This window comes from Erwinia sp. 2186, from assembly GCF_057812255.1.
The window spans coordinates 4,342,472-4,367,227 of sequence record NZ_CM173824.1 but is presented as its reverse complement, the minus strand read 5'-3'; the positions used below and the strand labels follow the sequence as shown (position 1 = coordinate 4,367,227).

Sequence of the window (24,756 nt, the reverse complement as noted above, 5' to 3'; positions counted from 1 at the left end):
CGAATGAACAAAGCATTTATGTCGGTCGCGGTTGCCGCGCTGGTGTCGGTTATTTCAGGGTGCAGTACGTCAAAAGATGAAATGCTGCCAGCGGGCGACAGCAACATGCTAGAGCTGTGGCAAGGCAAAGGTGCGAGCGGTTCGGCTCAGCGCGGTGCGCAGGGACGTGAAGCGCTGCGCCGACCGCTGAGTGAAACGGAAGATCAGCGTGCCAACAAACTCGACCATACATACAGCCGCACGCAGGAAAGCGAGATCACGCAGCAGTTCCCCCGCCTGCCAAATCCCGACATGGTGATGTACGTGTTTCCGCATCTTGCCGGTGGCAACTCGCCGGTTCCCGGCTATAGCACGGTGTTTCCGTTTTACAGCCAGGTGCAGTATGCCTTGCCTGGTGAGCGCACGGAGGATCTGTAATGATGTTTTCCTTGTATAAAAAGCCTGCCTCAGTAGCTGACCAGATTTCTGCAAGCAGCCAGCCGCAGCCACTGCCGCGCCCCGGCAAAATGACGGTGCAGGATGAAGCGGCGCTGTATCACGCCAAACCTTCCATCATTGATTACCTGCCATGGGCCGAATATCTGCCGGAAGATAAATGCCTGCTGCTTGATGACGGCGTTTCGGTGGGCGCGGTTTATACCATCACGCCGATTTCGTCCGAGGGACGCACCGCCGCGCGCCTGGAGGAAATCCGCGATCAGGTGGAAGACGCGCTACAGGACAGCCTGGAAGAGGACGACATATCGCCATGGGTGGTGCAGTTCTATTGCCAGGATGAAGACGATCCATCTCCCTATCTGAACAGGGTCAAAGAGTACGTAAAACCCTGGGCGCGCGGCACAGAATTCACTAACGCCTGGCTGGGTGAAACCGAGCGCCATTTGCGCGACATCGCCATTCCAACGGGTTTGTTTCGCGACACGCTGGTCACTGGTCAACCGTGGCGAGGACAGCAGCGCCGCACGCGCATGGTGATTTATCGCTGGGTGCCTGGCGCTGCCAAAGGCGCGAAAGACGTTCACGCGCTGCCGCCCGTTACCATGCTGAATCAGGTGTGTGACAGGCTGGCGGCATCGCTGGGCGCATCAGGCGTGGCATGTCAGCGCCAAACCGGCGCGCAAATTCATGAATGGCTGTTGCGAATGTTCAATCCCGATCCGCAGCACGGCCTGAGCAAAGAAGCGTTTTACGCCGCTGCGAAGCATCATGATGCAGAAGCTGGCGAGCTACCGATGACGAACGATTTTGCTGAAACGCTGTGGTACACGCCGCCGCGTTCCGACATTGAAAATGGCGTGTGGTGGTTCGACGATAAGCCTCATCGTGCGATCGCCATCGAACGTCTGCGTCGCCCACCCGAACCCGGCATGCTGACAGGCGAAATGGCGCGCGGCGAGCATATCAACGCGCTGATGGATCTGTTGCCCGAAGGCACAGTGGTTTCACTGACCATCGTGTCCCAGCCACAGGACGTGCTGGAAAACGACTTCATTAAGTTGGCCAAAAACGCCGTGGGTGAAAATACCGAATCCGGGCGCGTGCGCGAGGATGTACGCGAGGTGAAAGAGTATCTTGGTCGCCGCCACAAGCTGTATCGCGGTGCGCTGACTTTTATGCTGCGCGGTAACGATCTGACTGACCTCAACCGACGCCAGCAAAACATGTCGGCGGTGCTGCTGACCGCTGGCCTGCAGCCGGTTCGACCTGAATACAACGTTTCCCCACTGAATACCTGGCTGCGCACGCTACCTATGTGTTTTAACCCGCAGAAAGACCGTCGCCACTGGTATACGCGCTTGACATGGGTGCAGCATCTGGCCGGTTTATTGCCCGTAACGGGGCGAGCGACCGGCAGCGGCCATCCTGGCTTCAGCTTCTTTAATCGCGGCGGTGAACCGCTGACCTTCGACCCAATGAACAAACATGACCGCACGCAAAACGCGCATATGCTGCTCTTCGGGCCAACCGGTGCGGGTAAGTCGGCCACCTTGTGCTCCTCACTTTCTCAGTTGATGGCCATTCACCGCCCGCGTTTGTTTATCGCCGAAGCCGGTAACTCATTTGGCCTGTACGCTGACTATTGCGAAAACCTTGGCCTGACGGTGAATAAAATCAGCATCCGACCCGGCTGCGGCGTCAGCCTGGCGCTGTTCGCCGATGCGCATCAACTGCTCGACCTCAAGCCTGAGCAACTGCAACTTAATGAAGCCGATATCCCGGATGCCGATGAAGATGAAGATGAAGGTGATGAACAGCGCGACATCCTCGGTGAAATGGAAATCGCCGCGCGCATGATGATTACCGGCGGCGAAAAGCGCGAAGAGGAGCGGTTAACGCGCTCCGACCGTGGCCTGATCCGTGAAGCTATTATGATGGCGGCGCAAACCAGCTACGACGAGACGCGCCAGATGATTGCTGAAGATCTGCAGACTGCACTGTTAGCCATCGCACGCGATAACAGTGTTGATAGCAGCGGCCAGCCTTTGCTGACTGAACGCCGTCGCGCACGCGCTGATGAAATGGCCGGGGCGATGTCGATGTTTACCAGCGGTTTTGAAGGTGAGCTGTTCAACCGTCCCGGCACGCCGTGGCCGGAAGCCGATGTCACACTCATCGATTTGGGCACGCTAGCGCGCGAGAACTATGGTGCGCAGATGGCACTGGCGATGGTTTCACTGGTGAACACCATCAACAACATCGCCGAACGCGACCAGTATCTGGACCGCGAAATTGTCTTCACCATCGATGAAGCGCACATCACCACGACCAATCCGCTGCTGTCTCCGTACATGACCAAGGTGGTCAAAATGTGGCGTAAGCTCGGTGCCTGGCTGTGGATGGCGACGCAGAACCTGGCGGATTACCCGGACATCGCCGAGAAGATGCTGAACATGGCCGAATGGTGGCTTTGCCTGACGATGCCACCTGATGAGGTGGAGCAAATCGCACGCTTTAAGAAGCTGAGTGATGAGCAAAAATCGGTACTTCTTTCCGCTAGCAAGTTGCCACGCTGCTATACCGAAGGCGTGGTGCTGTCTAAGAAAACCGAAGCGCTATTCAGAGCCGTGCCGCCCAGCCTTTACCTTGCTCTCGGCATGACCGAGAAAGAGGAAAAAGCCGAGCGCCGCAAGCTGATGAAGTTGCATAACTGTAGTGAGCTGGAAGCTGCAGTGATGGTTGCGCGCCAGCTTGATGCGGCGCGTGGCCTCAAGTCTGCCACTGCATAACCAGGGAACCGTATGTTAAAACTAAAATATCCCGTACCCCGCATCACCACGACGATTTCCCGCCAGGCTGCGCGCACGCTTTTTACTTTGATGCCGCAGGGTGAACCTGAAATCCTGAGCAGCGATCTGGCTTTACTGGACAGGCTTTGCGATGAAATCCGTACGCGCGTGAATCCTCCCGTGCAGATCACCAGTCACCCGCAACGTGTAGGCAGTCATTCATGCCTTGCGCTTAACTTCAAAGGCAAGCTGTGCAGCTCGATTGATTTGCTGATTACAGTGAATAGCCATCTGAGCTGGCCAACGCAAGATGACTACCACCATCCGCGCTGGTATATGACGGTGGTGGATGCGGCGGACCTGCTTTATTTGCAGTTATATCTAGCCCACCAACTTACAAAAAAGTAGTTTCATGGCTTCTTTATCCATCGGATTCATTGAGTTAATGTAACTCTCTCATTACTTAAGGAGGAAGAACATGATTGTTAGAACATGGCATGGTTGTGTACCGCTTGAGCATGCGGAAGGTTTTGCAACTCACCTTCAACTGACTGGCGTAAAACATTCTCAGGGAATTGAAGGCAATCTTGGTGCTGAGGTAAAACGAGTCACACAACAAAATTGGGAACATTTTTTCCTGGCTACCTATTGGACTGATATCGAATCAATCAAAGCTTTTGCCGGTGAAGATTATCATGACGCTGTGACTTACCCCGAAGATGAGAAGTTCAGCTTGTTATCTGATCCCTACGTTTTCCAGCATGAAGTTAAGACAATTACCTCTCTTTAAATCCTTATGGCTAGGTAATCAATCAACACGAAATGACGCACAAATCAGACCTCACTTAATTGTGAACTGGTCCTGAAATCAGCATAGTGTGCCTGTCTCCAGTCCAAAGGTTACATCTTCCCCCAGGTAAGTTGTTCTGCACCCCTTTGGGCTGGGGATTCATTTAATTCCGCAATCCAGCACAGAGTTGTTTACTGTGTTGCTCAGTTTTACAGCGCAACGTAATGGCTTCACTCACTTTGTGGAGTTAGTCTGATGAAAGCGCTGCTTCCGCTTGTACTGATGCTTCTGGCATCGCCTACCTTTGCTGCGATTACCGTATTTACCACTGCGAATCATCCTGCAATCAATGCGGATTCCGAAACTCGCGTCATTTTTCTTGATGCGCCTGACCGGCTGCAGAATGCGATGTTTGGCCAATTCAGCAGTGATCCATCCAGTGCTGAAAAGGAGGCTAAGAGCGGCCTGCAGCGTATGAGCATCGAGCAACAGCAGCAGATAGTTGAAGCCTGGCAAGGCGTAATCGCTGCATGGAAGCTGGGCATCGAGAAGTATCCAGCCGTGGTGTTTGATGATGTTGATGTGGTGTATGGCACCACTGATGTAGATATTGCCAGCAACATTCGCACGCAAGGTGGCCACCAATGACGCGCGCGAAACTGGCTGGCGCTGCGTTGCTTTTTGCTGCAGTGCAGCCAGCAACTGAAGCGGCGATCACCAGCGCCCAGATAATCGCGAGTGCGGTTTCTCCTTCATGCATCAGTTGGCGCGTTAGTGGGATTTGCTACTGGCTGTTCTGCACGCCGTTTGGCTGCAAGGTGCGCACGTCGGTGAAAGTGACGCACTTCATACCTGAAGCCGTAGTGTCGGCGTATGCCCAACGTGGCGCGAATCCGTGGAGCGAAATGGCATTCGTCAGCCAGACCGCAGGCGGGCTCGAAAATGGCATGTACGGCGTGCCAGCAGGTGGTGGCAATGAGGAGCTGAAAGCCCCGGGGAAACGCAAAACCAATCTGCACTTTAAATATGCGGATGCGATTGGCCATCCAGCGACTTCGCTGATTGGCGGCAGCATCTCTGGCTATTCCTGCAAAAGCGCGGCAAAGCCATTCAATCCCTATTTTCTGAGCACGCTTGATACGCTGGCATGGCGTAGCGGCATACCTGAATCGCTCTACCCGGAAGCACTGGTGCCAGGCATGCGCGAGATCGGCAGTCAGGCAGCGGCCAATATGTGGAGCAACGTATATCCGCGATCGGGCTTCGTCACACAGACAGATGATGATAAAGCCGCAGCCGTGGTAGCGCAGCGTGTTGCCGACATCATCACTCGTACTGGTCAGCCTCACGTTTATCAAACCCTCAAAGGCAATCCATCTCCTGGCTACTGGCCACCGGGCCCGGTTGAAGAAAATACCGGATTCAAAAATCACAAATGGCAGCGACTATCGCCGCTACTCAGCGAAACCTGCGCGGTGTTCCCGGATGGCAATTTCACACCAGCGGTTGATGGCAATGAAGCCTTTGCACTCTGGCAACCTTACAGCTGTTGCCAGCGGCGCGGCCAGACCTTCCTCTACAGCACCGACTTTGGAGGTGAATCATGATCTCTCGTTTTTCATTCGCTGCGACTGCATTGCTGATTACTACCAGCGCTCATGCGTTTGAGGTTTCGCTACCGCAAGTGCAGGACAGCAGCATGGGCTACGGCAAAAGTGCCAGCGGCGCGGTGTCCGACAAGCTGTTTTATACCCTTGGCGGCGGCTCGGTGATCTCGCAGCCCGCCACGCGCAGCAGCATGCAGAAACTGGGGCTGGACGTTGGCTGGAGCTCAGATCTGCAATGCGGCAACTTCGACCTTAAAGCTACCGTGGGCAATCAGCTCAACGGCATGACTAACGGCTTTAAAAACCTGATGGGTGATGTGGTTCAGGGAGCAACCGGCGCGGTGGCCAGTTTACCCGCGATGGTGATTCAGCGTGCCAATCCCGGCCTGTATGAAATGCTCACCAACGGCGTGCTGCAGGCCAATGTGGCATTCGACAAGGCGCAGCTCAACTGCCAGAACATGGCCAAGCGCATGGTGGATTTCTCGGACTCCAGTAAATGGACGCAGCAAGCAGCGATGGATGAGTACAAGAAGCTGGTGAATAGCGGCGACGCAGATGCGATACGCGTGAACGATGCCGGTGAAAAAGTGACGGGCGAATCCGGCAGCAACTGGGTTGGCGGTGAAAAGCGCGGCGGACGTGGCCAGCGTGCGATCCGACCCACACATGATCTCACCGCTGCAGGCTACAACATGATGAACAACCTGGCTGTTACCAGCACTGGCAGCGTTACGGGTGACAGCTGCACGGGTGGCAGTTGTGGCAAATTTGCCAACTCTGAAGAAGCCGCAGCAGCCGTGGTGAAAGTGCTGGGCGATCGCTCGATTCGCACCTGTAAGGATGCCGCGCAATGCACCGATGGAGATGTTGATCAGCAACCTGGCGCCAGCGTCGCGGGAACCGGGTTTTCGCCCATGCTGGAAGAAGCGACACGCATCAACGGTGAGCAACTTGTGAAACTGGTTAATGGTGCGGAGAAACCCAACGCCGAGAACCTGGCGAAGCTGCGCACCGGCAGCCTGGCAATCACCAGCGGCGTAATCAAAGCGCTGCAACGCGACCCAGACAACGCGGCGCTGGTTGGTCGTCTAGCGGGTGAACTGGCAATGGCTGACACAGTTGAAACCGCGCTGTTGATGCGCCGCATGATCGTCACCGGCCAATCTGAGCCAAATGCCGCTGCCATGCCTGAAGCACTGCAGGAAGGCGATCGCCGCGTTGAATCGCTCGATCGAGAAATCACCGCACTCAAGAATGAAATGGAACTCAAACGGGAGCTGGCGCGCAACTCGGTGCTGACCATCATCGATCGCGAAAACAATCGTGCCACGTCTAACCCGCAGCGCCAGCCGCATGAAAATACTGATTCGCGTTTCAATCAGCTTTCCGCGCCATCCGGGGAGGAGTGAGATGCGTAAATTTCTGAAGGTTTTCGCATGGCTGTTAACGTTCACCGCAATAGTCTGCATCGCCCTCGCTTTGTTCTGGTCTGCGAGTAAATCACCTGAAGCACTGACGCATCTCATGCGCTGGTTCGATAGAACATGGGTTGTATGGCTGATATGGCGGCTAGTGATTTATGCGGTGACCGCTTACTTCGCCTATCAATGCTGGCAATTGAAGAAATCAGATCCCGCCTGGCGTCGCATGATTCTGCGCATCTGCAGCATTGGCACGCTATATATCGTCGTCATGGAATGGGCGCTGTACTCCACAACAGGAGGCCACTGGTGAGCACGAACAGCTATCTGGAGTTCTTTCTTACCCTGCTGGGGTGGATCATCAATAACGGCATCTGGGGTCTGCTGATATCCACGGGCCTGTTTGCAGTGCCGCTGATATTCAAAGTGGTGGGGATCTGGCTCAAGGTGCGCGAGGAAGGTGATGACGAGGGCAACAAAGGTAAGCTATCACTGCCACGCATCGAGAACGCGCTCTACAGCGCGTTCTTCGTCATGCTGGTTTGCTGCCTGCCGATCATTAACGTCAGCCTCGACAGCATTCAATACGATGAGTCTCGCTCAAAAAGCTGCGGTACCTGGACGCCAAAAGCGCCGGATGAAAGCGGATATTCGACAATCATTAGCAGCATGGATGGGCAAACGGCAGCAGCACCAGTTTGGTGGGTGCTGATGCACAAGCTATCCAAAGGCATCACTCAGGCAGCTGTGGCGACAATTCCCTGCCGCCCGGATTTACGCCAGCTGCGCTTTGAAGTGCAGCACACCCGCATCAGCAATCCAGCACTTGCCGCCGAGCTGCAGGATTTCACCAACGATTGCTATGCACTGGCGCTGTATCTGTGGAAGCAGCAGGATCAAGGGCAAACCAAAGAGGAAGATGCGCTGCGCGATGTTGAATGGCTGGGCAGCAGCACCTTTTTGAATGGCAGCGGTTATTACGACCAGCTGCAATCCAAGACGCCGCGCGCATCATTCCCGTGGAACGAAAGTCGCGACAGCGGCAGACCGGACACCGGTCGCGGTGGCTATCCAACCTGCCGCGAATGGTGGTCCAGCACTGATACCGGCCTGGAAGCGCGAGTGGTCGATCAGGCTTCACCCGGCATGTGGCTGCGCATGTCTGCTGCATTGAAAATGATGGGCAAGGACAACACCGAATATAAAGAAAGCATTGTTCGTCGCCTGGTCAGCCCCGAAAGTCTGACCGTTTCACAAAATGGCCGCACCTATGCCGGTTATGGCGGCAATGCCGATTTCACACTGGATAATTCTGCAAGCCGCATTGGCGGTATTGCGGGAATGTCATTGGGTAGTCTGGCTGCGTTTCCAGCATTTGATGCGATGCGCCAGGCATTACCGATGGTGCAGGCATTATTGCTCATGGCGATTTATGTGATGCTGCCGTTGATATTGGCATTTGGTAGTTATGAGTTTAAAACCGTTATTACCGTGAGTTTTGTAGTGTTCGCGCTTAATTTCCTAACGTTCTGGTGGGAACTGGCGCGCTGGCTTGATAGTTGGTTAATGGAAGCACTGTACAGTTCTGATACGCATAGCCGCTGGAATGCGGCTGGGTTCCAGAATAGCTCTGACGATTTGATTATGAACTTTGTTATGGGCGCAATGTTTATTGTCTTGCCTGCGCTGTGGATGGCTGCATTTGGATGGGCTGGCATCAGAGTTGGTGGGATGGCTGAGATGTTTTCGAATGGGGCCAAGAATGTGCAAGGTGCTGCAGGGAAAGCTGGTGAGTCAGTTTCTAATGGCGCGGCGAGATTAAAATAGATTATAATAAAACTACTGGCGTATGATTAAAATTTATGTTTAATATTTTAATTTGAATCGTCCCTTTAATGTTATAAATATGACAAAGATGATAATGAATGACTAAAAAACCACCTCAGCATATAAGTAATCTCCATAGGAAACTTGATGTTTTAAGAGATGGACTAATACATAGTAATAGTAGAAATCAGTTTTATAAAAAATTCAACTCTAGAATTGGAGAGTATATTACATTGGCTCTACTGGGATTAATAACCAGGGCTAACGCTTCAATGGCAGAGGTTAAATTTATTGCTTGCATAGCGGAAACATTTAAGCCTTTAGAGTTGAGAACATATAGCACCAATATTAAAGAAAAAACAAACCTAAGTTTTTCAGGTGTTTCCGGAACATATAAAATTCTATTTGAGTTACAGCTTGACGTATTGAATACAGAAACAAATAAACTACTCCACCCCGATCTTAAACTCACTATTTTGCAACACAATAGAGGAATTGAAAAAAGCATAGCAACACTTATCATTGAATATGAAGGACATCCCAATCATCTTAAACCAGAGGAGGTAAAGCCTGCTTTTATTAGGAATCGCGAAGTTACTTATCAGACCGGTGGCCCGGTACTTCCATATTATCAAGAAGAAGTTACAGGTAAATTGGAAAGAGAAAAAGTTTTAAAACGAATTAATGAATTTGTTAATATGAAGATTAAAGAGTTTGAAATTAATGCTGAATTTGCGAGAAAATCATCAAATTCTAAGTCACCATCATTTAGCTCATTCGTTTGCTGCCCTGTCTGTGAAGGTTCAGAAACTCTTGAAGGTGAGTTTTGCCCTGCATGTGGAGGAATTGGAAGAATAAAATATTATAAATTCCAACTAATCAATCTTAATAACTTTATCGATTTTAAATGTTTTAATTGCAAGGGGGATGGTTGTTTAAGGTGTAATAATAGTGGGTTTGTATCTAGAGAAAAAGCCATCGAGAACTCTTTAAAAGGATCTCTGATGTAAATCGGAATTAAAATCCCCTTGGAATATCAAGTACCATGTCTTACACAATTATCATGAACTCCCATCAAGAAAAATGATAAAGATTCAATGTTAATCATCAGTCTTATATCCACCTGAATAATATCCATAACCTTCCGGCCCATCACGATAACCATCTTTAAAACTATAGATATTGTCATCATCGTCACTTGGCGAAGGGTGGGATTTAGGTAGAGCAATTGCGATTAATAAAAGGATCACTGGCCCAACGATACCGATAGCATAATAAAGAGCGGATGACACCAAACCAATGATGACAAAAATGCTTCCAATAAATAGCATGCTCGCCAATTTTTTTTTCCATGCTGATTGGCCCGCTCTAGCTAACATGTGATATCTAATGCTAACGAGAAAAGTAATCGTTGCTCTGGCTGCTCCGCCAATTTTCATCCCATTGCGATGTGAATTTTTCGGCATACAGCCTCCTTCGCTGACTTAAATATATACAGTAAGCATTAACTTTTTTGCTCATTTTTTCAACTATAAATCACTCTAACAATTTGACCTAAAAGACCGCACTTGCTAAGTTTTAGCCGTTGCCATTGTTGTTTACGCAACCAACAAAGCCCTCATGACCTGAAAGGGGCACCCCAGCGGCGGTTGTCAGCGAAAGTTTCAGCAGCCTGTGAGAAACGCCATTTGGCGGCTGCATCCGGTATAAGCGGCAAAGCTACTCAACCTTTGCAAGTAGCGGGCAATAGCAACGCCCAAGGTTTCCATCACTTCACTACGGTTCAATCAACTTCATCTCATCTATACCAGCTACAGCGCACGGCCAGTTTGCGTGATCGTTTCCGCCATTTGGAACATTTGGCGACGAGCGGACCTCGCAAATACAGGCAGAAGCTGCGCGGCGTCACTTGCGTTGGCGCGTAGCAACAACCAAGTGACGCGCGCAGCGCGTATACGTCAACACCACGTAATACGGCCTTCTGCGACGACGTTTACCGTCTGACCAACACGTAGTCCGTTACTACAACCATCAACTGCCCCAACATTTTATGAACGTTGGCAACTTATCTGAGGAGGAAATCAACGCGATATCAAGGCGACGTCAGCGAACCTGACGGACGGAGGCGTCCTGAGTAATCAGGAACCGGCATTAGCCGCGATCAGCTCTGAGAGCTGTGGAGACCTCGCAACAACTCAACATTTCGCCGCCCCGATGCACAGATATCCGCTGAGACGCAGGAAGCGCAACCTGAAACCATGCCGTCGGGGTAGAGATGTTTTTTTGGAGGATGTATGTCGCGAGGAAACAAGCAGTTCAGCAAACAGCTGGTGACATTGGCCAGACAATCTGGCGGCAGTTTCAAAACCGTTGCCGATCGCTCGCGCATAGCAGCACGGCTGGCTGAACAGATGCTGAAACTCAACATCCAGATCAGAGACGTCAATCATATCAAGACGCATCACATTGAGACTTACGTTAAAAGCCGCTTGGCGGATGATATTTCTAAGCGCACGCTGCAAAACGAGATGGCGGCGCTGCGAGCGATTCTGACCACTGCAGGCAGAACAAAACTGGCCGATCCGAAGCATGAGAAGTTGAGCAATGATGCGCTCAACCTGTCAGGTGCCAGTAGAGCCGGATCAAAGACGGCGATCACGGACGAGCGCTTTCACGAGGCGCTCGCCCTCGTACGGAGTAAAGACGAAGGTGTCGCGTTGGCGATGGAGATTGCTCGTTATCTCGGTTTGAGGACCGAGGAAGCTGTGCAGTCTGCGAAATCACTTAAGACATGGCAGCAGGCGCTGGCGCGAGGTGATGAGCGTCTGCGAGTTGTATTTGGCACTAAGGGTGGTAGACCTCGAGATACGACAGTGGTTAGACGCGAGGAACTTGCGCGCAGCTTGAATGAAGCGGTGGCATATTCGAAAGAACATGGCGGAAAGTTAATTGATAAAACTGGGCTGAGGAGTGCAATCGATCGTTACCGAAATCTGGCTAAGGATTCAGGACTCTTAGGGAAAGAAGCGCCACATAGTCTAAGATATGCATATTCGCGGGAGGCTAGAGAATGGCATATGAAAAATGGCCTAAGCATTAAAGAAGCTGAGGCAATGGTTTCAATGGATTTGGGGCATGGTGATGGCAGAGGTCATTACGTTAAAATAATTTACTTAATTTAGAGTTTTACTCCAAAAATTAATTTAAACTCAGAATTAAATTTCATCTAATTAATTTAGGGCGCGCTCTAAATCCGTACGCATATCATTTGTGTAATACTTCTAATAAATTTTTTTAAAATAATGTATTATTGCAAAGCCTAATTTATATTTTAGAGAAAACTATATGGTCGAGAGTTTAACTTCACCTTTGGGGCTTGTTATTGTACCAGTGGTAATTACAGCCTTGCTAACAGGCTTAGGCGCTTTAATTAAAAGAAAGTTCTTTTCAGAAAGAACCACACCCCAACCAATTAATCCCGGTGTTACGCCAATCCCCATTGAGGTTAAAATGAAAAACACCAACATCCTTTTTATTGATGACGAACGTTTTTTAGTAATTGATATACTAAAAAACTCCGGATGGGATAATACAACAAGAATAAGTGATGTTAAAGCGCTGAACCAAAAAGAGGTCATTGATGCAAATATTATATTTGTGGATATTCAAGGGGTGGGTGTAAAGCTCGGATTTCAAGACGAAGGGTTAGGCCTTTCTATCGCGCTTAAGAACAAATACCCTGACAAAAAAATAATAATTTATTCAGCTGAGAAGAATGGCAACAGATTCCATGCGGCACTAAAAGTTGTTGATGATTTTCTTGAAAAAGATGCAGATCCTTATCGCTTTGAATTAATTGTTGAAAAATTCGCATAGGTAATATGATGTTCCTCTATAGAATATTTAATTCAAATGGAAAACTACTTTTCAATAACATCAATGGTCTAATGGCTATTGAAATGTCCACTATTGATTCAAGTAAATCTTCAGCAAAAAGAAAGATTAAAGGAGTTGACTATCGTTTTTTAGAGAAAAGAGATAGTAGAGGGCAGGTCTTTTGCATTTCTGATGTTATTGACCACATAAAAAGCCCTAAAACTTTAGAACGGGAAGCTGATTTACTTCTTGGTTCTATAGAAAGAATATTTAATATTCATGAAACTATAAAAAAAGAAGTTAATATCCACTTAAACAGATTGCTTCATAACTTAACAACTATCAACGCTCATAATTTGCAAGGTGTTTACTCAATAATACCGCAGGACTTCGTTAATAATAGAAGTGGAATTCCATCACGGCAGTGGAAGGCCAGAGGAGAACATGAAGTACAGAAGAAGATAAGGGAGACCACTTCAGTTCTCATTAGACTAGCAAAAAATAATGCTCACTTCAAAAGTGAGATGGGTATATATCATGCCATGCTTAAAGATGAATTTGAGCTTAGCCCTAATGCCCATGTTTTGCATCGTGTTATAATGAACTCTTTATATGGCTTTTTCCCTGAATTTACAGATCTTCATGTTGAAGTTAATGTAAATGAAAGCTCACTAAGAGCTTCATTTGATTATGAAACAATTAATGTTGCTTTCTACCTAATGCTTGAGAATACAGTGAAATATATCAAGCCAAGCACCGAGTTATTTATATCAATCAAAGATGGGCAATTAGAAAATACATCCGATGTAATATTTAGCATGATTAGCTTAAATATTAGAGAAGATGAGATTGATAAAGTCCTATATGAAGGCTATTCAGGAATAGAGGCAATCAACGCTGGAAAGTCAGGTGATGGGATTGGCATGGCGAGAATGAATCATTTCCTAGCGTTAAATAATGCATCAATTAAGATTGTTGCAAAAAAGCATATTGATTACTTTGAATTTTGTGGAAGAGTGTATAACAGAAATGATTTTATTATAACTTTTCAAAAATGATATTTTGATATAAATTAAACATGACGCTTAAGCTTCAAGGACCTGAAAGAAGCGCCAACTGGCGGTCCCCATACCCACACACCTTTAGAGCGGGTGCCATCTCAGATGGTTAAGGTTCTCTCATCACCTCGCCGCACGGCACACTTTACCCACCCTAACGGGGATTTACTCCCGTTAGCGGATAAATCCCCTTTTTTCACATCTGGAGGATTTACCCATGGGCTTTTGCCATTGCTACACCCAACTGAAATCAGTTCCTGACGATCAGTGGTTACTGTTCACCGTACAGCTATCAAACGTGTTTTTGATAATACAAAACCGGCATGTTCCCGGCTATAAGCAACCGTTGGTGCTTTGCACAAGCGATGGTCGTTATCCACTTTTGCAGTCAGCAGAACTGATAGTACAAAGCGGCATTCGACAACCCGCTATCTCATTTAACGGCGAAGAGAAGGAAGATCTTGAGTATGAAAGTTTCTTCCTTGGCCAACATTCGTCTGGCAGTGAATTCTGCAAGACATCGTTTAACTGGTCACCAGACCGACCTTATGACTTCATGGTGAAAGCCACGCTACTGCTAGCACATCGATTCTGCATCGGCTGCTATGACATCTCATCGGATGGCACACTTGCTGAATGGCTTGATGTTCAGGAGTGGCTAACTAAGCACTTAGGTGGCCAGTGGCCAATACCTGAAGCAATCCTCAATAACCCCGAGTAATCACCCTCAATTTCAACCTGCCCAATGGCGTATCTCTTCGCCATTACGGGAAGGGATACGCCACGTAAGGAGTATCCCATGCCGACCAAAACCAAATCCCGTAAGTCATCAACCAACAATGTTGATCTCTATCAGCAGGTCACGGACAAAATCGTCGCATCGATCGAGCGAGGGGTTTTGCCCTGGCGTAAACCATGGAGAGACAGCAAGCGTTCCGCTGAATCACCGATACCCTTCAACGCAGCGACCCGCCGCCACTACAACGGCGTAAACATCATGTTGTTGTGGTTAGCTGCCGAGGAGCAAGGCTTTCATTCCAACCGCTGGCTGACATGGAAACAGGCGCAAGCGCTGGGTGGCCACGTTCGTAAGGGTGAGAAATCGACCATTGCTGTTTTCTTCAAACCGTTTGAGGTTGAGTCCACTGACAAAGCTGGCCAGACACGCAGAAATGCGCAAGGCGATCCGGTTATGGAACAACGCATCATGTTGCGCAGCATTCCTCTGTTTAACGTGCAGCAATGCGATGACCTTCCTGAATCCGTTGCATCAACATCTGCCATAAATATGGATGACCAGGATGATGGCGAGCTGGATGCTGATACGCATGGGCAGATACTGGAGATGCTTAACGCTTCTGGCGTGCAGGTGACTTCCGTCGAGCAAAATCGTGCGTATTACAATTCTGCTGCTGATCGAATCGTCTTACCGAAAACGTCGCAGTTTTTTACCAGCGCGGATTACTGGTCAACGTTGCTACATGAGCTGGTGCATTCCAGCGGGCATGTTAAGCGTCTAAACCGTGAAGGCATCACTTCAACAACGCGTCGGTTTGGCGATCCTGTCTATGCGTTTGAGGAGTTGATTGCTGAGTTGGGTAGCGCATTCCTGTGTGCTCACTTAGGTGTTTACGGTGAGGTGCAGCACGATAGCTATATCGATCACTGGTTGACGATATTGAAGTCAGACAAAAAGGCGTTATTCCGCGCAAGCCGCATGGCGCGCGAAGCATCAGAGTTCCTTTTGAAGCCGCTCAATGAAGAGGTTGAAGAAGACGCCGCCTGAAACCAAAACCATCTCCCCCGGAGATGGTTTCTTTTTTCGACGGGCATTAAATCGCATTTTCCAAAAATGATTTTAAGCTGTGATTAGTTGCTACCTGGAACGATAGTGCCTCCGATCCGGAGGTGAATCATGTTCCCAAAATTACAAAACAAGTTAAGACGCAGCACTATTCAGCCGTCAATTCCGGCTAAACGCGAAGGCTACTTCACACCGCAAAACTATCAAACGTTGCTCGGCACACCGGCGCGGCAGATGCAGGTAAAAAAAATCTGGCAGAGTTCTTTGCTGTCACGATCACTGTTCAATTCATTTTGCCTGGAGCCACTACAGGCGCTGTCAGAACGCTATCAAAATCTGCCCGCTGGACGCTTTTCTGAATGGCGTTACAGCGGCGGTTTACTTGACCTGACGCTGCAAAATATCGTGGTAATGATGCAACTGGCGAAAGGCATGATCCTGCCAGCCAATGCTTTGCCAGAGGACCAGTCAGCGCAAAGCAGCCACTGGAATTGCCTGGTCTTTTGGTTAGCTCTCTACTGGTCTGTTCCGGAGTTGCTGAACATTGAGGGGGAATTTGATGATGGCAATAGCTGGGCTCCGCTATCAGTTGCGCCGCAACAACCGTTTCGCTTCCAGCTTAATCACGTTGATTTTGGCTCTGAAGCTGCAGGCGTAACACGCCTCGCATTTACTGTTGCCATGTTGCCGAAAGAAGCGATCCGCTGGCTAGAATCTCAGCCCGCTGCGAGAAATTGCTTTTATTTAGAGTTAGCTGGATTCGAATCGCCGGAAAAACAGATCCACGATTTAATTAACAGAGTTTCAGATCGGCTCAGCCGCAAGCCATCAAATTCAGCGGAAAATACTCAGGTTGATGATGAGGAATTACAACTTCGTGTGGTGGACGTTAAAACGCACAAAAACGCGCCACGACCCGAGCTCGATGATGCTTACGAACAATACTTTAATCAAGGTAATGTGATGTCACAGGCTGGAGCCAGTTTTGATCTGGAGGAACAATTTAAGATCCGTCACCAGGAATGGAGTATTGGTTCTGATTTAGATGAAAATCAAACCCAAAAAATAGGAATAAATTCAGACGGCGATCACCAAGTGATTGATTTCAAGACCTACGGATCTTCCGAAAGTGATCAAATAAACGTCAGTAATACTTATCAAACGCAAATACCTGATCAAGAATCGGCCCCTGTAGCACCTGAGACAAGCTCACAAATATCTAAGAAACAGATCGGCGAGTCCTTTTGGCACTGGCTGAGTGAGGGTCTCGAAAATGGAACGATAGCATGCAATGAAGCAGATTCACGTGTGCAACTGGTCGCAGGTTTTGTTTTCTTGCTGGTACCGGGCATTTTTTATCGTTATCTGAAACATACCGGTCAGTCTGCAGACGAACGTGAAAACGTTCAGGCAGGGTTTGAAAGACTTAACCGACATCGGCGTAACAACGGCAAGCGCTTCACGTTTGCCACTCTCTACAACAGTGCCGACCGTAACGGCCCTTATAAACGTGTGAAAGGCTATCTGGTCAAATCCACAGTGCTGTTTCAGGCCAATCATGTGCCTGATGACAGTCAGTTTCTGGTGGTTCCCTGACGCTTTTCAGGAAGGTGTAAGGAGGAGAGTTGCTGCTTAGGGAGCAGCGGTTAAATTGCTGATTGAAGGAAATGTCATGAGTCAGGTAAACGATACTAGCTGGGAATTTTTGCTCGATGAATACTTCTTTGTGAAGGTGCTCCGCCCGGATACGGAGTGGAGCTATCGCAAGGTGGTTAACGTGTTCCGTAAGTATTATGGTCAGGATAAAAAGCCAGGAGACATCAGCCGTCGTGATATTCAGCAGTGGCGAAGGCATGTGATCAATGTCGAGGGCTCATCGGCCAACACCTGGAATAACAAAGTTGCGCATATGCGTGCGCTTCTTAATTTTGCTATCAAAGCAAACCTCGTTTCTCAGGTTGAAAATCCTTTTAACGATGTGTCAGTTCGTGCTGACAATAAGCGAAAAAAGACTCTATCAAGACAACAACTAACACGCGTCTACCTGCTGATGCAGCAATACGCCGATATGGATGCTGTTATCACAACAGCAGAAATGAAGCGTTGTGCACTCTATCCTGCATGGTACTGGATCACTGTATTGGACACTCTTCGCTATACAGGCATGCGTGTTAATCAGTTGATGCATCTGCGCTTGAAAGACATCAATCTTGAAGAAAACTGGATTGAATTACGTCTGGATGGCAGCAAAACACACAGAGAATGGCGGGTGCCTGTCGTAGGACCACTAAAATTAAAATTAGACATACTGATTCATAAAGCATTAAAGCATGGAGCCGAACCAAATGACGCCCTATTTGATGTAAATCGATTTTTATGTAATGAACTCGAGCGCGATAAATTACCCGATATACCCACATTACAACCAATAAAATCTTTTTTTAGACGTCTATCTAAAGAGTGTGGATTTCAAGTGTCTCCACATCGCTTCAGGCATACATTAGCTACAGAGTTAATGAAATCTCCTGATAGAAATCTCCAAATGGTAAGGGGACTATTAGGACACCGAAGCGTAACAACGACAATGGAATATATAGATATAAATTTAGATGTTGCTGGAAAGACGCTTGAGAGGGAGTTAGGGTTACATACAGATATTAAGTCATTCAAGAATGTAATAACTTAGCACTCCATGACATCACCAGCTGAATAATTTTCTACTGGTGATGTCATGCAAAAATAGCGTAAGACATACTAGTTTATACTTTGTCATATTAAGAGGACTTTAACGAAAGTAAGCTTTATCCGCTAGCTATTCACTTAATACGGTCCCCCGTGAATTAACATGTGTCTGCACAAATCGCGTATTTTTATTATGAAGCAGAAATTTTGAAGGTCCGCAGTGAGTGAAAAGCGGACCTCAACACAATTCGCCTGCCAATTGAGTCTCTGAACTCATGGACTTGAAACTATGGCCGTGCTCTATGAGAGCTGGTCAATTCCGGTTTGGGGATGCTGCTTGTGCCGCTGGCGGCCTTGCTCCGCGATATGCCCAATAACGTGTTGTTTAAGGTGAGCATGATCACCATCATTGGACTCTTGGCCAAAAATCTCACTCTGATTATGGAGTTTGCAAGACAGCTTCATGAGTACGGGAAAGGTACGTCAGAAGCGACGTTTGAAGCTGTGAGTATGCGTTTACATTGGTACGGGCGTATTCGGGAGTATGATCAGCGGCACTCTGCTGGCAATTTTCTTCGTGCCTTTTTTCTCTTTTGGCGTCATGAAAGTTGCAGGCAGATTCAGCCGTCAAAAAGCTCAGTAATACGTCAGTGCGTACCGTACGGTGCGCCCTTTCCACCGCGGAGTGCAGACTTTGCGATGATCGACGAGATGAGTGAGAAATATACTCACTCCCCCTTTTATCCGTGATGAATTCGTAACCTGCGAAAAGTTTCTGCATCACTTTCAGACTTTGTGATGGCGTATACCTTTAGCAGGTTAACCACGGGCGGGCGTTACCTCGCTGCGCGGCCAACCGGGGTTACAATTGTGCGTCAGATACCGGCTTCGCTGATGTCCAGGGCGCTGATGGCGCCGATGACAAAACCGTCATTTGATATCACCGGTGCCGAGGAGATTCTGCGTTCCTGAAGCAGGGCCTTAGCTTCGGCAGCAAGCTGAGTAGCAGACAGGGCGAACCCCGGAGATGTCATGGCGTCCTGTACGGGTGAACTTAAGGCTCCCCCTTTAAGCAGCCAGCGGCGCAGGTCTCCATCGGTGAAAACACCCAGCATTCGGCGATCGCCGACCGTTACAGCGACCATTCCCAGCCCCGTCCGGGTCAGTTCGAAAAGCGCGTCGTAAACCGTTGACGTCGATTCGACGAGAGGAATTCTGGCATCTGTCCGCATGATATCTCTCACGCGACACAGCAGGCGCATACCCAGACTGCCGGCAGGATGAGTCCGCGCATAGTCTTCTTCGCTGAAGTTACGGGCGCGCATCACGGCGATGGCAAGGGCATCACCCATTATCAGAGTGTTCACCGCAGAGGAGGTCGGCGCGAGGCCTAATGGACAGGCTTCCTGTTTAACGTGTACGTCTATGCAGTGATCCGCCGCTTCACCCAGTGGAGAGACAGGGCTGCCGGTGAATGCGATGACACCAACAGGAAGCGCTTTCAGGAGCGGCATCATCCGGCGAAACTCTGCGGCATGCCCTGAATATGAAATCAGAATAACGACGTCCCCTTCCGAAATCATGCCCAGATCGCCGTGAAGGGCTTCGGCTGCATGAACATAGAAAGCGGGCGTACCGGTACTGGCCAGCGTTGCCGCAATTTTTCTTCCTATATGACCAGACTTCCCGATACCACTGACGATCACCTTACCCTTACAGGCAAGGATGCGCTGACAGGCGTGAAGGAAGCCATCGTCCAGCCGTTCCGTAAGACTGGATGCCTCTCGTAGTTCTGTCTGAATTGTCTCCCGGGCAGCGCAAAGCACCAGTTCTTTCATCGATCATTCATCTCCGGCAATGATGACGTCAATCCCTTTTTCCCTGAGTTGTGCAAGGGTATCGTCAGTGATATCACTGTCGGTGATTAGGACGTCAACAGTATCAAGGCTGCAAACTACGTTCGGACTGCGCCGGCCAAACTTTGAGGAGTCGACGAGCAGAACGATTTTTTTTGCTGCATTACACATGGCCTGGCTCACTGCAAAAACCTCGTTAAAGGTCGTGACGCCGGCATTCATATCGACACCGTCTGCTCCGATAAAAAGCGTATCGAAGCCGAACTGACTGAAAGCGGACTCAGCCAGGCTGCCATGAAATGACGCGGAAGTGCGGCGATAGGTTCCACCTGGCATCAATATGACCTGATCGTTATCCAGCTCATTGAGCTCTACCACAATGCTCAGGCTGTTGGTCATCACCGTAATATTGTTGAACTTAGCCAGATGCGGCACCATCTGCAGAACAGTGCTGCCGGCATCAAATATCAGCGAGTCGCCTTCACTGATAAGCGATGCTGCACGTGCGGCGATCCGTTTTTTCTTTTCCGTGTTGATAAGTGTTTTTCTGTCGATAGGCTGGTCTCCTTCCTCGCGATTCAGCATCACGCCACCATACGTTCTGATGACCGCGCCCTCCTGCTGAAGCCGGGTGAGGTCCTTTCGGATGGTGGTGCCGGTCGTATTAAAGTGAGCAATAAGCGCTTCTACCGACGTACGCCCGTTTTGCTGCAGGTATTCAAGAATTTTCGCCTGACGTTCAACTGGTTTCATAAAAAGGTCCCTTCACGATTCTGAATATCCTTTCATCCCCAAAAACTGTCTGGTGATGCAAAGGAATATCTTTCAGAATGAAAGTTATCATCTTTTATTTGAAATCGCTAACGACAGCGCTTCACACAGTGCTTTATTCGTGGGAAATATGACCTCAGGCTGGATTTCACTGAGTACTTTGTTGCACAACGCTGTTTCTGTGTAGGGTCGGGCGAAAACGGTCAGTCCCTTCATCACAAAATTGCCCGTCACTTTTCCCTCATCACTGACGGCCATAGCCAGAATCACTTTGGGTTTGAAACGTCCCGCCGATCGCCCGATTCGTACCCGGCCTTCATTGGAAAGCGCGGCCAACGCACGGTTAAACCGGTTAATCTGAAGCCAACCAAGCCCAATCTGCGCTGTCCAAGCTATTGCTGCGGCACAGATCAATGCATTAACAGGATCCATCTTTGAACTCCTTATACCGGCGGTTACACCGCCGGTTTTATCTGTCAGAACATGACCTGCCCACCAGTAATATTGATGGACTGTCCAGTGCAGTAAGCCGCCTTATCGCTTGCGTAAAAGAGCAGAACGTTGAGTACGTCCTCATAGTCGCAGCCGCGCTTCAGAGGCACCTTGTCAATGTAATGCTGTTCAACTTCATCCGGGCTGATGCCCAGTTTTTCTGCATATTGCGGCAGTAACGACTTGAACATCGGTGACTTAAGAAGGTTGCCCAGCATCAGGGAATGAACGGTAATACCATATTCTGCAAGGTCAAGCGCCAGCGACTGCGTGAGGCCGACGCCACCAAACTTGGCCGCGCTGTAACCGGAGTTATGTTTACTGCCGACTTTGCCGGATTTTGAGTTAATCTGAATAATCCGGCCTTTTATGCCGTCTCTTATCATCAGCTTTGAAAATTCACGGGCGCACAGAAAATACCCCACCAGGTTCACCTGAAGCGACAGGTCAAAATCTCTCAAACCAAACTCAGTAATCGGCGCGGCTCTTGCAATTCCCGCGCTGTAAAGAAGCAGGTCGGCACGACCCAAATGCTCGTCTACCTGACGGGCTAAAGCGATGACGCTCTCCTCATCCGTTGCGTCAACACGAAAACCCAGCGCACGACCTGCACCATGTTGTTCGTTGATTGCGGCGGCTATTTTGTTTGCATTGTCGATATTAAGATCAGCAACCGCCACTCTGTATCCGGCATTTGCCAGTCCCTCCGACAGGTAAGCACCCAGCGTCTGACCGCCTCCGATGACTACAGCAACCTGATTCATGTTCTTCTCCTGATTATTCACTCAACATACGAAATTTCTGACCCGGTTCAATTGAGGCTGGCGTACTGCCTGCAACGTGAATAGTTCCCGGGAATTCAGCCTCCGCTGCGCCGTCAAACCGCACCGTTATGTGCCCGAGATCGCGCAGGTTTTCACGGGCTACGCTGCCGACGGCCGTAACCGGATATTCCTTCTCGCCGATGGCCAGTACGGAACCGGCATCAAAGGCACCGCCTTCATTGACTTCGGTCCGGTGGATAAAGCAGTAGTCGGCGACGTCCTGCGGTGCCCCCTCACCAAACGTGATGATAAAGTTGTCGTCCAGCGACTCTCTGGCACTGGTACCGACAGCGATAAACGTTGATTCATATACAGTTTTCATAATTGCACCTGCATTTACTGATAGATAAACCCGGAAACGGCCCAGGCAAGAAGAACTGACGGCGCGCCGGTGAGAAAACGTCCTACCAGGACTGAAGGTACGCCGACACGCACCGTTTCCTGTCGGGCTTCGGCGATCGACAATCCAACCGGTATAAAGTCACAGGCTGCCTGAGAGTTAATGGCGAAAAGTGCAGGCAGAGCGAGATGAGGCGGGATAGTTCCCTGACCGATTTGGACCCCAACGAGCACGCCGATAACCTGTGCGATAACGGCACCCGGACCCAGAAATGGTGAAAGCAGTGGAAATGAGCAGATCAGTGCCAGCGTGACCAGACCGATAGGACTGTTTGCCAGAGGTGTCAGGCCGTGTGCAATAAAGTCACCCAGACCGGAGGCCATAATGATGCCGATCAGCGCTGAAACGAACGCCATAAAAGGCAGAATGGTTTTCAGTACTGTATCGATGGTTTCCCGGCCTGCCTGGAAAAATACCGCCACTACCGAGCCCATCCCCATACCAACTTTGGCCAGGAGTCCATCGCTCTGCTCAGTGATTTTTTTAGTGGTATCGTAGTCCCGGCCTTTACCTGCTTTGACTGCATCAGATTTTTTATCTGCGTCAGGTAAAGACGTATTATCTCCTGCCTGGATGTCCTGAGGACGGACGCCAGATACATAGATATCTTCTGTTATGTACTGTGCCAGCGGACCAGATTTTCCGGTGGCGTGTATGTTAATCGTGGGAATACGTCGCTTGGGATAAAGCCCGCAGCGAAGCGTACCGCCGCAGTCAATGACCGCTACGCCAATTTCGTCTACCGGGGGTTCCCCCTCTTTGAAACCGTCAACCGCTTCCCAGCCGGTCACTTCCTTCAGCCGATCAACGATCGCCGGTCGGGTTCCTGCTGTGACATAAACAATCTTTTTCCCGGGAGTAACGGTGATGGTCAGCGGGCCGCCCCAGCCACTTTCACCTTTTTTAACGGTAATGGTGTTAGTCATTTTTTTCTCCGCTCTTATAAACGCACGTTGCGGTCGAGTTGAAGGCCCATCTTTCTTTCAAAAATGGTGGTAGTCAGATCGGTAACCCATCCCCTGAAGAAGTTGGTCACCACACCGACCAGCAGGTAACTGACGGCCAGTGGACCCAGCGGCAGGCCGAGGGTAGTCAGGCCGTTGGCGATGCCCAGATAAACGAAAAGCTCGCCTGGATTTATGTGAGGGAAAAGGCCGTTCATGGAGTGGCAGCTATAGGACGCGGCAGCGTAATAGCTCGGTTTGTATTTTTCCGGCATAAAACGGCCCAGGCTGTGCGTCATCGGGTTACAGAAAACAAAGGTCCCGATTACCGGCAACAGCAGGTAGCGTGATACAGGATTACCGGCACAGCGCTGTGCGAGCGCTTCAATGCGGCGCTGTCCAACAAACACTATCAGCGCATTCATGACTACCAGCAGGCTGATAAGGAGAGGAAGAATCCCGGTAACCATGCCGGTAAACACCTCTCCGCCTTTCTGAAAGAGTCCGATAAACCATTCGGCTCCGTGTGTAATGCTATCAATCATTTATAAACCCCTTCGCGTAGAGAACAGATTCAAATTCTTATTCACTGCGATAACAAGGTAGATCGATAACGAAACAATAAAAGAGTAATGGATCACAAAATACTCATTTTATCTTTCATTGTGAAAGGTTAAATGAAAGGTTATTTCTTTCATTTCACTACTCATCTGAGCGTTCTAGCTAGGAGTAACTCGCATAAGAGGATGCAAATGATATAAAGCGCCGTATTTTCCACGCGAGAAACTTACTGGGCTTTTCAGACGCGAAATGCTGCCGCTGTCTAACGGGGCGATGGTTAAGTTAGGCGCGCTCTCCTTATTCGGGAGTATTTCAGGCTTATCGATAACGATCGATAGCACCTCAATCATGTCGGGAGACCAGACCATTTACTCGGTGTAAATCCGGTCAGTTCAGCAAAAATCTCCTGCCGCAGATGCTTCGGGAAATGATGGCCGACGTTTCAGCAAAATAAAAACTGGTTGCCATTAAGGCAGGAGAGCGGCGATAAGAAGCTGATTTGATTGAGTGAGCTAAGCGGACAGACGTGAGACCAATGTCCGCTATAAGTATGTGTTCAAAGGGGCGAAGTAACGCCTGACTGATCAGTCAAGCTACCTACTTTTTTTATTTC

General features: G+C 49.3%; 26 protein-coding genes. 18 read left to right on the top strand and 8 right to left on the bottom strand.

The genetic code is table 11. The annotated features are described in order from the left end of the window. Window positions 1-3: 3 nt before the first annotated feature. The 10 genes from ACXKZG_RS20450 (at window position 4) to ACXKZG_RS20405 (ending at window position 9,885) form a co-directional block, all read left to right on the top strand. Complete coding sequence (locus tag ACXKZG_RS20450; protein ID WP_488875380.1) at window positions 4-417, top strand: TIGR03751 family conjugal transfer lipoprotein; 414 nt, start codon at window positions 4-6, stop codon at window positions 415-417. Continuing rightward, the gene (locus ACXKZG_RS20445; RefSeq protein WP_488875379.1) at window positions 417-3,227 is read left to right on the top strand and encodes a conjugative transfer ATPase; all 2,811 of its coding nucleotides are present in this window, start codon (window positions 417-419) and stop codon (window positions 3,225-3,227) included. The genes ACXKZG_RS20450 and ACXKZG_RS20445 overlap by 1 nt, the downstream gene beginning before the upstream one ends. Window positions 3,228-3,239: 12 nt before the next feature. Next, window positions 3,240-3,635, top strand: a complete 396-nt coding sequence (locus ACXKZG_RS20440) for a hypothetical protein (RefSeq protein ID WP_264273350.1) — start codon at window positions 3,240-3,242, stop codon at window positions 3,633-3,635. Between the two features lie 70 nt (window positions 3,636-3,705). Further along, window positions 3,706-4,017 (top strand): hypothetical protein, encoded by a 312-nt coding sequence (locus tag ACXKZG_RS20435; RefSeq protein WP_488875378.1) that lies wholly within the window; start codon window positions 3,706-3,708, stop codon window positions 4,015-4,017. Window positions 4,018-4,272: 255 nt separating this feature from the next. Next, window positions 4,273-4,665 carry a TIGR03757 family integrating conjugative element protein gene (locus tag ACXKZG_RS20430; protein ID WP_264273348.1) on the top strand — a complete coding sequence of 131 codons (393 nt, stop codon included), beginning with the start codon at window positions 4,273-4,275 and terminating at the stop codon, window positions 4,663-4,665. Next, window positions 4,662-5,624: a TIGR03756 family integrating conjugative element protein gene (locus ACXKZG_RS20425; RefSeq protein ID WP_488875377.1), complete on the top strand. Its 963-nt coding sequence runs from the start codon at window positions 4,662-4,664 to the stop codon at window positions 5,622-5,624. The genes ACXKZG_RS20430 and ACXKZG_RS20425 overlap by 4 nt, the downstream gene beginning before the upstream one ends. After that, the gene (locus ACXKZG_RS20420; protein ID WP_488875376.1) at window positions 5,621-7,036 is read left to right on the top strand and encodes an integrating conjugative element protein; all 1,416 of its coding nucleotides are present in this window, start codon (window positions 5,621-5,623) and stop codon (window positions 7,034-7,036) included. Before ACXKZG_RS20425 ends, ACXKZG_RS20420 begins: the two co-directional genes overlap by 4 nt. 1 nt (window position 7,037) lies before the next feature. After that, complete coding sequence (locus ACXKZG_RS20415) at window positions 7,038-7,361, top strand: hypothetical protein (protein WP_264273345.1); 324 nt, start codon at window positions 7,038-7,040, stop codon at window positions 7,359-7,361. Next, window positions 7,358-8,875: a conjugal transfer protein TraG N-terminal domain-containing protein gene (locus tag ACXKZG_RS20410; protein ID WP_488875375.1), complete on the top strand. Its 1,518-nt coding sequence runs from the start codon at window positions 7,358-7,360 to the stop codon at window positions 8,873-8,875. The genes ACXKZG_RS20415 and ACXKZG_RS20410 overlap by 4 nt, the downstream gene beginning before the upstream one ends. A gap of 98 nt (window positions 8,876-8,973) precedes the next feature. After that, window positions 8,974-9,885, top strand: a complete 912-nt coding sequence (locus ACXKZG_RS20405; RefSeq protein ID WP_488875374.1) for a hypothetical protein — start codon at window positions 8,974-8,976, stop codon at window positions 9,883-9,885. Between the two features lie 90 nt (window positions 9,886-9,975). On the opposite strand, the gene ACXKZG_RS20400 is transcribed toward ACXKZG_RS20405, so the two are convergent. Next, window positions 9,976-10,341 carry a hypothetical protein gene (locus ACXKZG_RS20400; protein ID WP_488875373.1) on the bottom strand — a complete coding sequence of 122 codons (366 nt, stop codon included), beginning with the start codon at window positions 10,339-10,341 and terminating at the stop codon, window positions 9,976-9,978. Window positions 10,342-11,169: 828 nt separating this feature from the next. Here ACXKZG_RS20400 and ACXKZG_RS20395 point away from each other — a divergent pair. The 8 genes from ACXKZG_RS20395 (at window position 11,170) to ACXKZG_RS20360 (ending at window position 19,045) form a co-directional block, all read left to right on the top strand. Continuing rightward, window positions 11,170-12,057 (top strand): integrase domain-containing protein, encoded by an 888-nt coding sequence (locus tag ACXKZG_RS20395; protein ID WP_488875372.1) that lies wholly within the window; start codon window positions 11,170-11,172, stop codon window positions 12,055-12,057. Window positions 12,058-12,220: 163 nt separating this feature from the next. Next, window positions 12,221-12,751 carry a response regulator gene (locus ACXKZG_RS20390; RefSeq protein WP_488875371.1) on the top strand — a complete coding sequence of 177 codons (531 nt, stop codon included), beginning with the start codon at window positions 12,221-12,223 and terminating at the stop codon, window positions 12,749-12,751. A gap of 83 nt (window positions 12,752-12,834) precedes the next feature. Further along, window positions 12,835-13,809, top strand: a complete 975-nt coding sequence (locus tag ACXKZG_RS20385; RefSeq protein ID WP_488875370.1) for a hypothetical protein — start codon at window positions 12,835-12,837, stop codon at window positions 13,807-13,809. 217 nt (window positions 13,810-14,026) lie between these two features. Beyond that, a complete protein-coding gene (locus ACXKZG_RS20380; RefSeq protein ID WP_488875369.1) occupies window positions 14,027-14,530 on the top strand; it encodes a hypothetical protein in 504 nt (167 codons plus the stop codon). A gap of 78 nt (window positions 14,531-14,608) precedes the next feature. Then, complete coding sequence (locus tag ACXKZG_RS20375) at window positions 14,609-15,595, top strand: ArdC family protein (RefSeq protein WP_488875368.1); 987 nt, start codon at window positions 14,609-14,611, stop codon at window positions 15,593-15,595. A gap of 129 nt (window positions 15,596-15,724) precedes the next feature. After that, complete coding sequence (locus tag ACXKZG_RS20370; protein ID WP_488875367.1) at window positions 15,725-17,209, top strand: conjugal transfer nickase/helicase domain-containing protein; 1,485 nt, start codon at window positions 15,725-15,727, stop codon at window positions 17,207-17,209. A 76-nt stretch (window positions 17,210-17,285) separates the two neighbouring features. Next, window positions 17,286-18,299 carry a tyrosine-type recombinase/integrase gene (locus tag ACXKZG_RS20365; RefSeq protein WP_224933835.1) on the top strand — a complete coding sequence of 338 codons (1,014 nt, stop codon included), beginning with the start codon at window positions 17,286-17,288 and terminating at the stop codon, window positions 18,297-18,299. A 326-nt stretch (window positions 18,300-18,625) separates the two neighbouring features. Next, entirely contained in the window at window positions 18,626-19,045 is a 420-nt protein-coding gene (locus ACXKZG_RS20360; protein ID WP_488875366.1) for an efflux RND transporter permease subunit, read from the top strand. Window positions 19,046-19,170: 125 nt separating this feature from the next. On the opposite strand, the gene ACXKZG_RS20355 is transcribed toward ACXKZG_RS20360, so the two are convergent. From ACXKZG_RS20355 to srlA, 7 genes are all read right to left on the bottom strand, one after another. Then, complete coding sequence (locus ACXKZG_RS20355; RefSeq protein ID WP_488875365.1) at window positions 19,171-20,133, bottom strand: KpsF/GutQ family sugar-phosphate isomerase; 963 nt, start codon at window positions 20,131-20,133, stop codon at window positions 19,171-19,173. Window positions 20,134-20,136: 3 nt separating this feature from the next. Next, window positions 20,137-20,904 (bottom strand): glucitol operon DNA-binding transcriptional repressor SrlR, encoded by a 768-nt coding sequence (gene srlR, locus ACXKZG_RS20350; RefSeq protein ID WP_488875364.1) that lies wholly within the window; start codon window positions 20,902-20,904, stop codon window positions 20,137-20,139. An 87-nt stretch (window positions 20,905-20,991) separates the two neighbouring features. Further along, window positions 20,992-21,354, bottom strand: a complete 363-nt coding sequence (gutM, locus tag ACXKZG_RS20345; RefSeq protein ID WP_488875363.1) for a transcriptional regulator GutM — start codon at window positions 21,352-21,354, stop codon at window positions 20,992-20,994. 44 nt (window positions 21,355-21,398) lie between these two features. Beyond that, window positions 21,399-22,178 (bottom strand): sorbitol-6-phosphate dehydrogenase, encoded by a 780-nt coding sequence (gene srlD / locus ACXKZG_RS20340; RefSeq protein ID WP_488875362.1) that lies wholly within the window; start codon window positions 22,176-22,178, stop codon window positions 21,399-21,401. Window positions 22,179-22,191: 13 nt separating this feature from the next. After that, window positions 22,192-22,560 (bottom strand): PTS glucitol/sorbitol transporter subunit IIA, encoded by a 369-nt coding sequence (locus ACXKZG_RS20335; RefSeq protein ID WP_488875361.1) that lies wholly within the window; start codon window positions 22,558-22,560, stop codon window positions 22,192-22,194. Window positions 22,561-22,574: 14 nt separating this feature from the next. Then, a complete protein-coding gene (gene srlE, locus ACXKZG_RS20330; protein WP_488875360.1) occupies window positions 22,575-23,564 on the bottom strand; it encodes a PTS glucitol/sorbitol transporter subunit IIB in 990 nt (329 codons plus the stop codon). A gap of 14 nt (window positions 23,565-23,578) precedes the next feature. Next, a complete protein-coding gene (gene srlA, locus ACXKZG_RS20325; protein WP_013360098.1) occupies window positions 23,579-24,127 on the bottom strand; it encodes a PTS glucitol/sorbitol transporter subunit IIC in 549 nt (182 codons plus the stop codon). Window positions 24,128-24,756: the final 629 nt, after the last annotated feature.

Excerpts from the sequence above, each read along its gene's own strand:
- ACXKZG_RS20400 (WP_488875373.1), bottom strand. The coding sequence starts at position 10,341 with ATGCCGAAAAATTCACATCGCAATGGGATGAAAATTGGCGGAGCAGCC.
- ACXKZG_RS20420 (WP_488875376.1), top strand. The coding sequence starts at position 5,621 with ATGATCTCTCGTTTTTCATTCGCTGCGACTGCATTGCTGATTACTACC.
- ACXKZG_RS20365 (WP_224933835.1), top strand. The coding sequence starts at position 17,286 with ATGAGTCAGGTAAACGATACTAGCTGGGAATTTTTGCTCGATGAATAC.
- ACXKZG_RS20450 (WP_488875380.1), top strand. The coding sequence starts at position 4 with ATGAACAAAGCATTTATGTCGGTCGCGGTTGCCGCGCTGGTGTCGGTT.
- srlD (WP_488875362.1), bottom strand. The coding sequence starts at position 22,178 with ATGAATCAGGTTGCTGTAGTCATCGGAGGCGGTCAGACGCTGGGTGCT.
- ACXKZG_RS20355 (WP_488875365.1), bottom strand. The coding sequence starts at position 20,133 with ATGAAAGAACTGGTGCTTTGCGCTGCCCGGGAGACAATTCAGACAGAA.
- ACXKZG_RS20360 (WP_488875366.1), top strand. The coding sequence starts at position 18,626 with ATGCTGCTTGTGCCGCTGGCGGCCTTGCTCCGCGATATGCCCAATAAC.
- gutM (WP_488875363.1), bottom strand. The coding sequence starts at position 21,354 with ATGGATCCTGTTAATGCATTGATCTGTGCCGCAGCAATAGCTTGGACA.
- ACXKZG_RS20405 (WP_488875374.1), top strand. The coding sequence starts at position 8,974 with ATGACTAAAAAACCACCTCAGCATATAAGTAATCTCCATAGGAAACTT.
- ACXKZG_RS20430 (WP_264273348.1), top strand. The coding sequence starts at position 4,273 with ATGAAAGCGCTGCTTCCGCTTGTACTGATGCTTCTGGCATCGCCTACC.
- ACXKZG_RS20385 (WP_488875370.1), top strand. The coding sequence starts at position 12,835 with ATGTCCACTATTGATTCAAGTAAATCTTCAGCAAAAAGAAAGATTAAA.
- ACXKZG_RS20335 (WP_488875361.1), bottom strand. The coding sequence starts at position 22,560 with ATGAAAACTGTATATGAATCAACGTTTATCGCTGTCGGTACCAGTGCC.
- ACXKZG_RS20380 (WP_488875369.1), top strand. The coding sequence starts at position 14,027 with ATGGGCTTTTGCCATTGCTACACCCAACTGAAATCAGTTCCTGACGAT.
- srlR (WP_488875364.1), bottom strand. The coding sequence starts at position 20,904 with ATGAAACCAGTTGAACGTCAGGCGAAAATTCTTGAATACCTGCAGCAA.
- ACXKZG_RS20415 (WP_264273345.1), top strand. The coding sequence starts at position 7,038 with ATGCGTAAATTTCTGAAGGTTTTCGCATGGCTGTTAACGTTCACCGCA.
- srlA (WP_013360098.1), bottom strand. The coding sequence starts at position 24,127 with ATGATTGATAGCATTACACACGGAGCCGAATGGTTTATCGGACTCTTT.
- ACXKZG_RS20390 (WP_488875371.1), top strand. The coding sequence starts at position 12,221 with ATGGTCGAGAGTTTAACTTCACCTTTGGGGCTTGTTATTGTACCAGTG.
- ACXKZG_RS20440 (WP_264273350.1), top strand. The coding sequence starts at position 3,240 with ATGTTAAAACTAAAATATCCCGTACCCCGCATCACCACGACGATTTCC.
- ACXKZG_RS20370 (WP_488875367.1), top strand. The coding sequence starts at position 15,725 with ATGTTCCCAAAATTACAAAACAAGTTAAGACGCAGCACTATTCAGCCG.
- srlE (WP_488875360.1), bottom strand. The coding sequence starts at position 23,564 with ATGACTAACACCATTACCGTTAAAAAAGGTGAAAGTGGCTGGGGCGGC.
- ACXKZG_RS20445 (WP_488875379.1), top strand. The coding sequence starts at position 417 with ATGATGTTTTCCTTGTATAAAAAGCCTGCCTCAGTAGCTGACCAGATT.
- ACXKZG_RS20435 (WP_488875378.1), top strand. The coding sequence starts at position 3,706 with ATGATTGTTAGAACATGGCATGGTTGTGTACCGCTTGAGCATGCGGAA.
- ACXKZG_RS20395 (WP_488875372.1), top strand. The coding sequence starts at position 11,170 with ATGTCGCGAGGAAACAAGCAGTTCAGCAAACAGCTGGTGACATTGGCC.
- ACXKZG_RS20425 (WP_488875377.1), top strand. The coding sequence starts at position 4,662 with ATGACGCGCGCGAAACTGGCTGGCGCTGCGTTGCTTTTTGCTGCAGTG.
- ACXKZG_RS20375 (WP_488875368.1), top strand. The coding sequence starts at position 14,609 with ATGCCGACCAAAACCAAATCCCGTAAGTCATCAACCAACAATGTTGAT.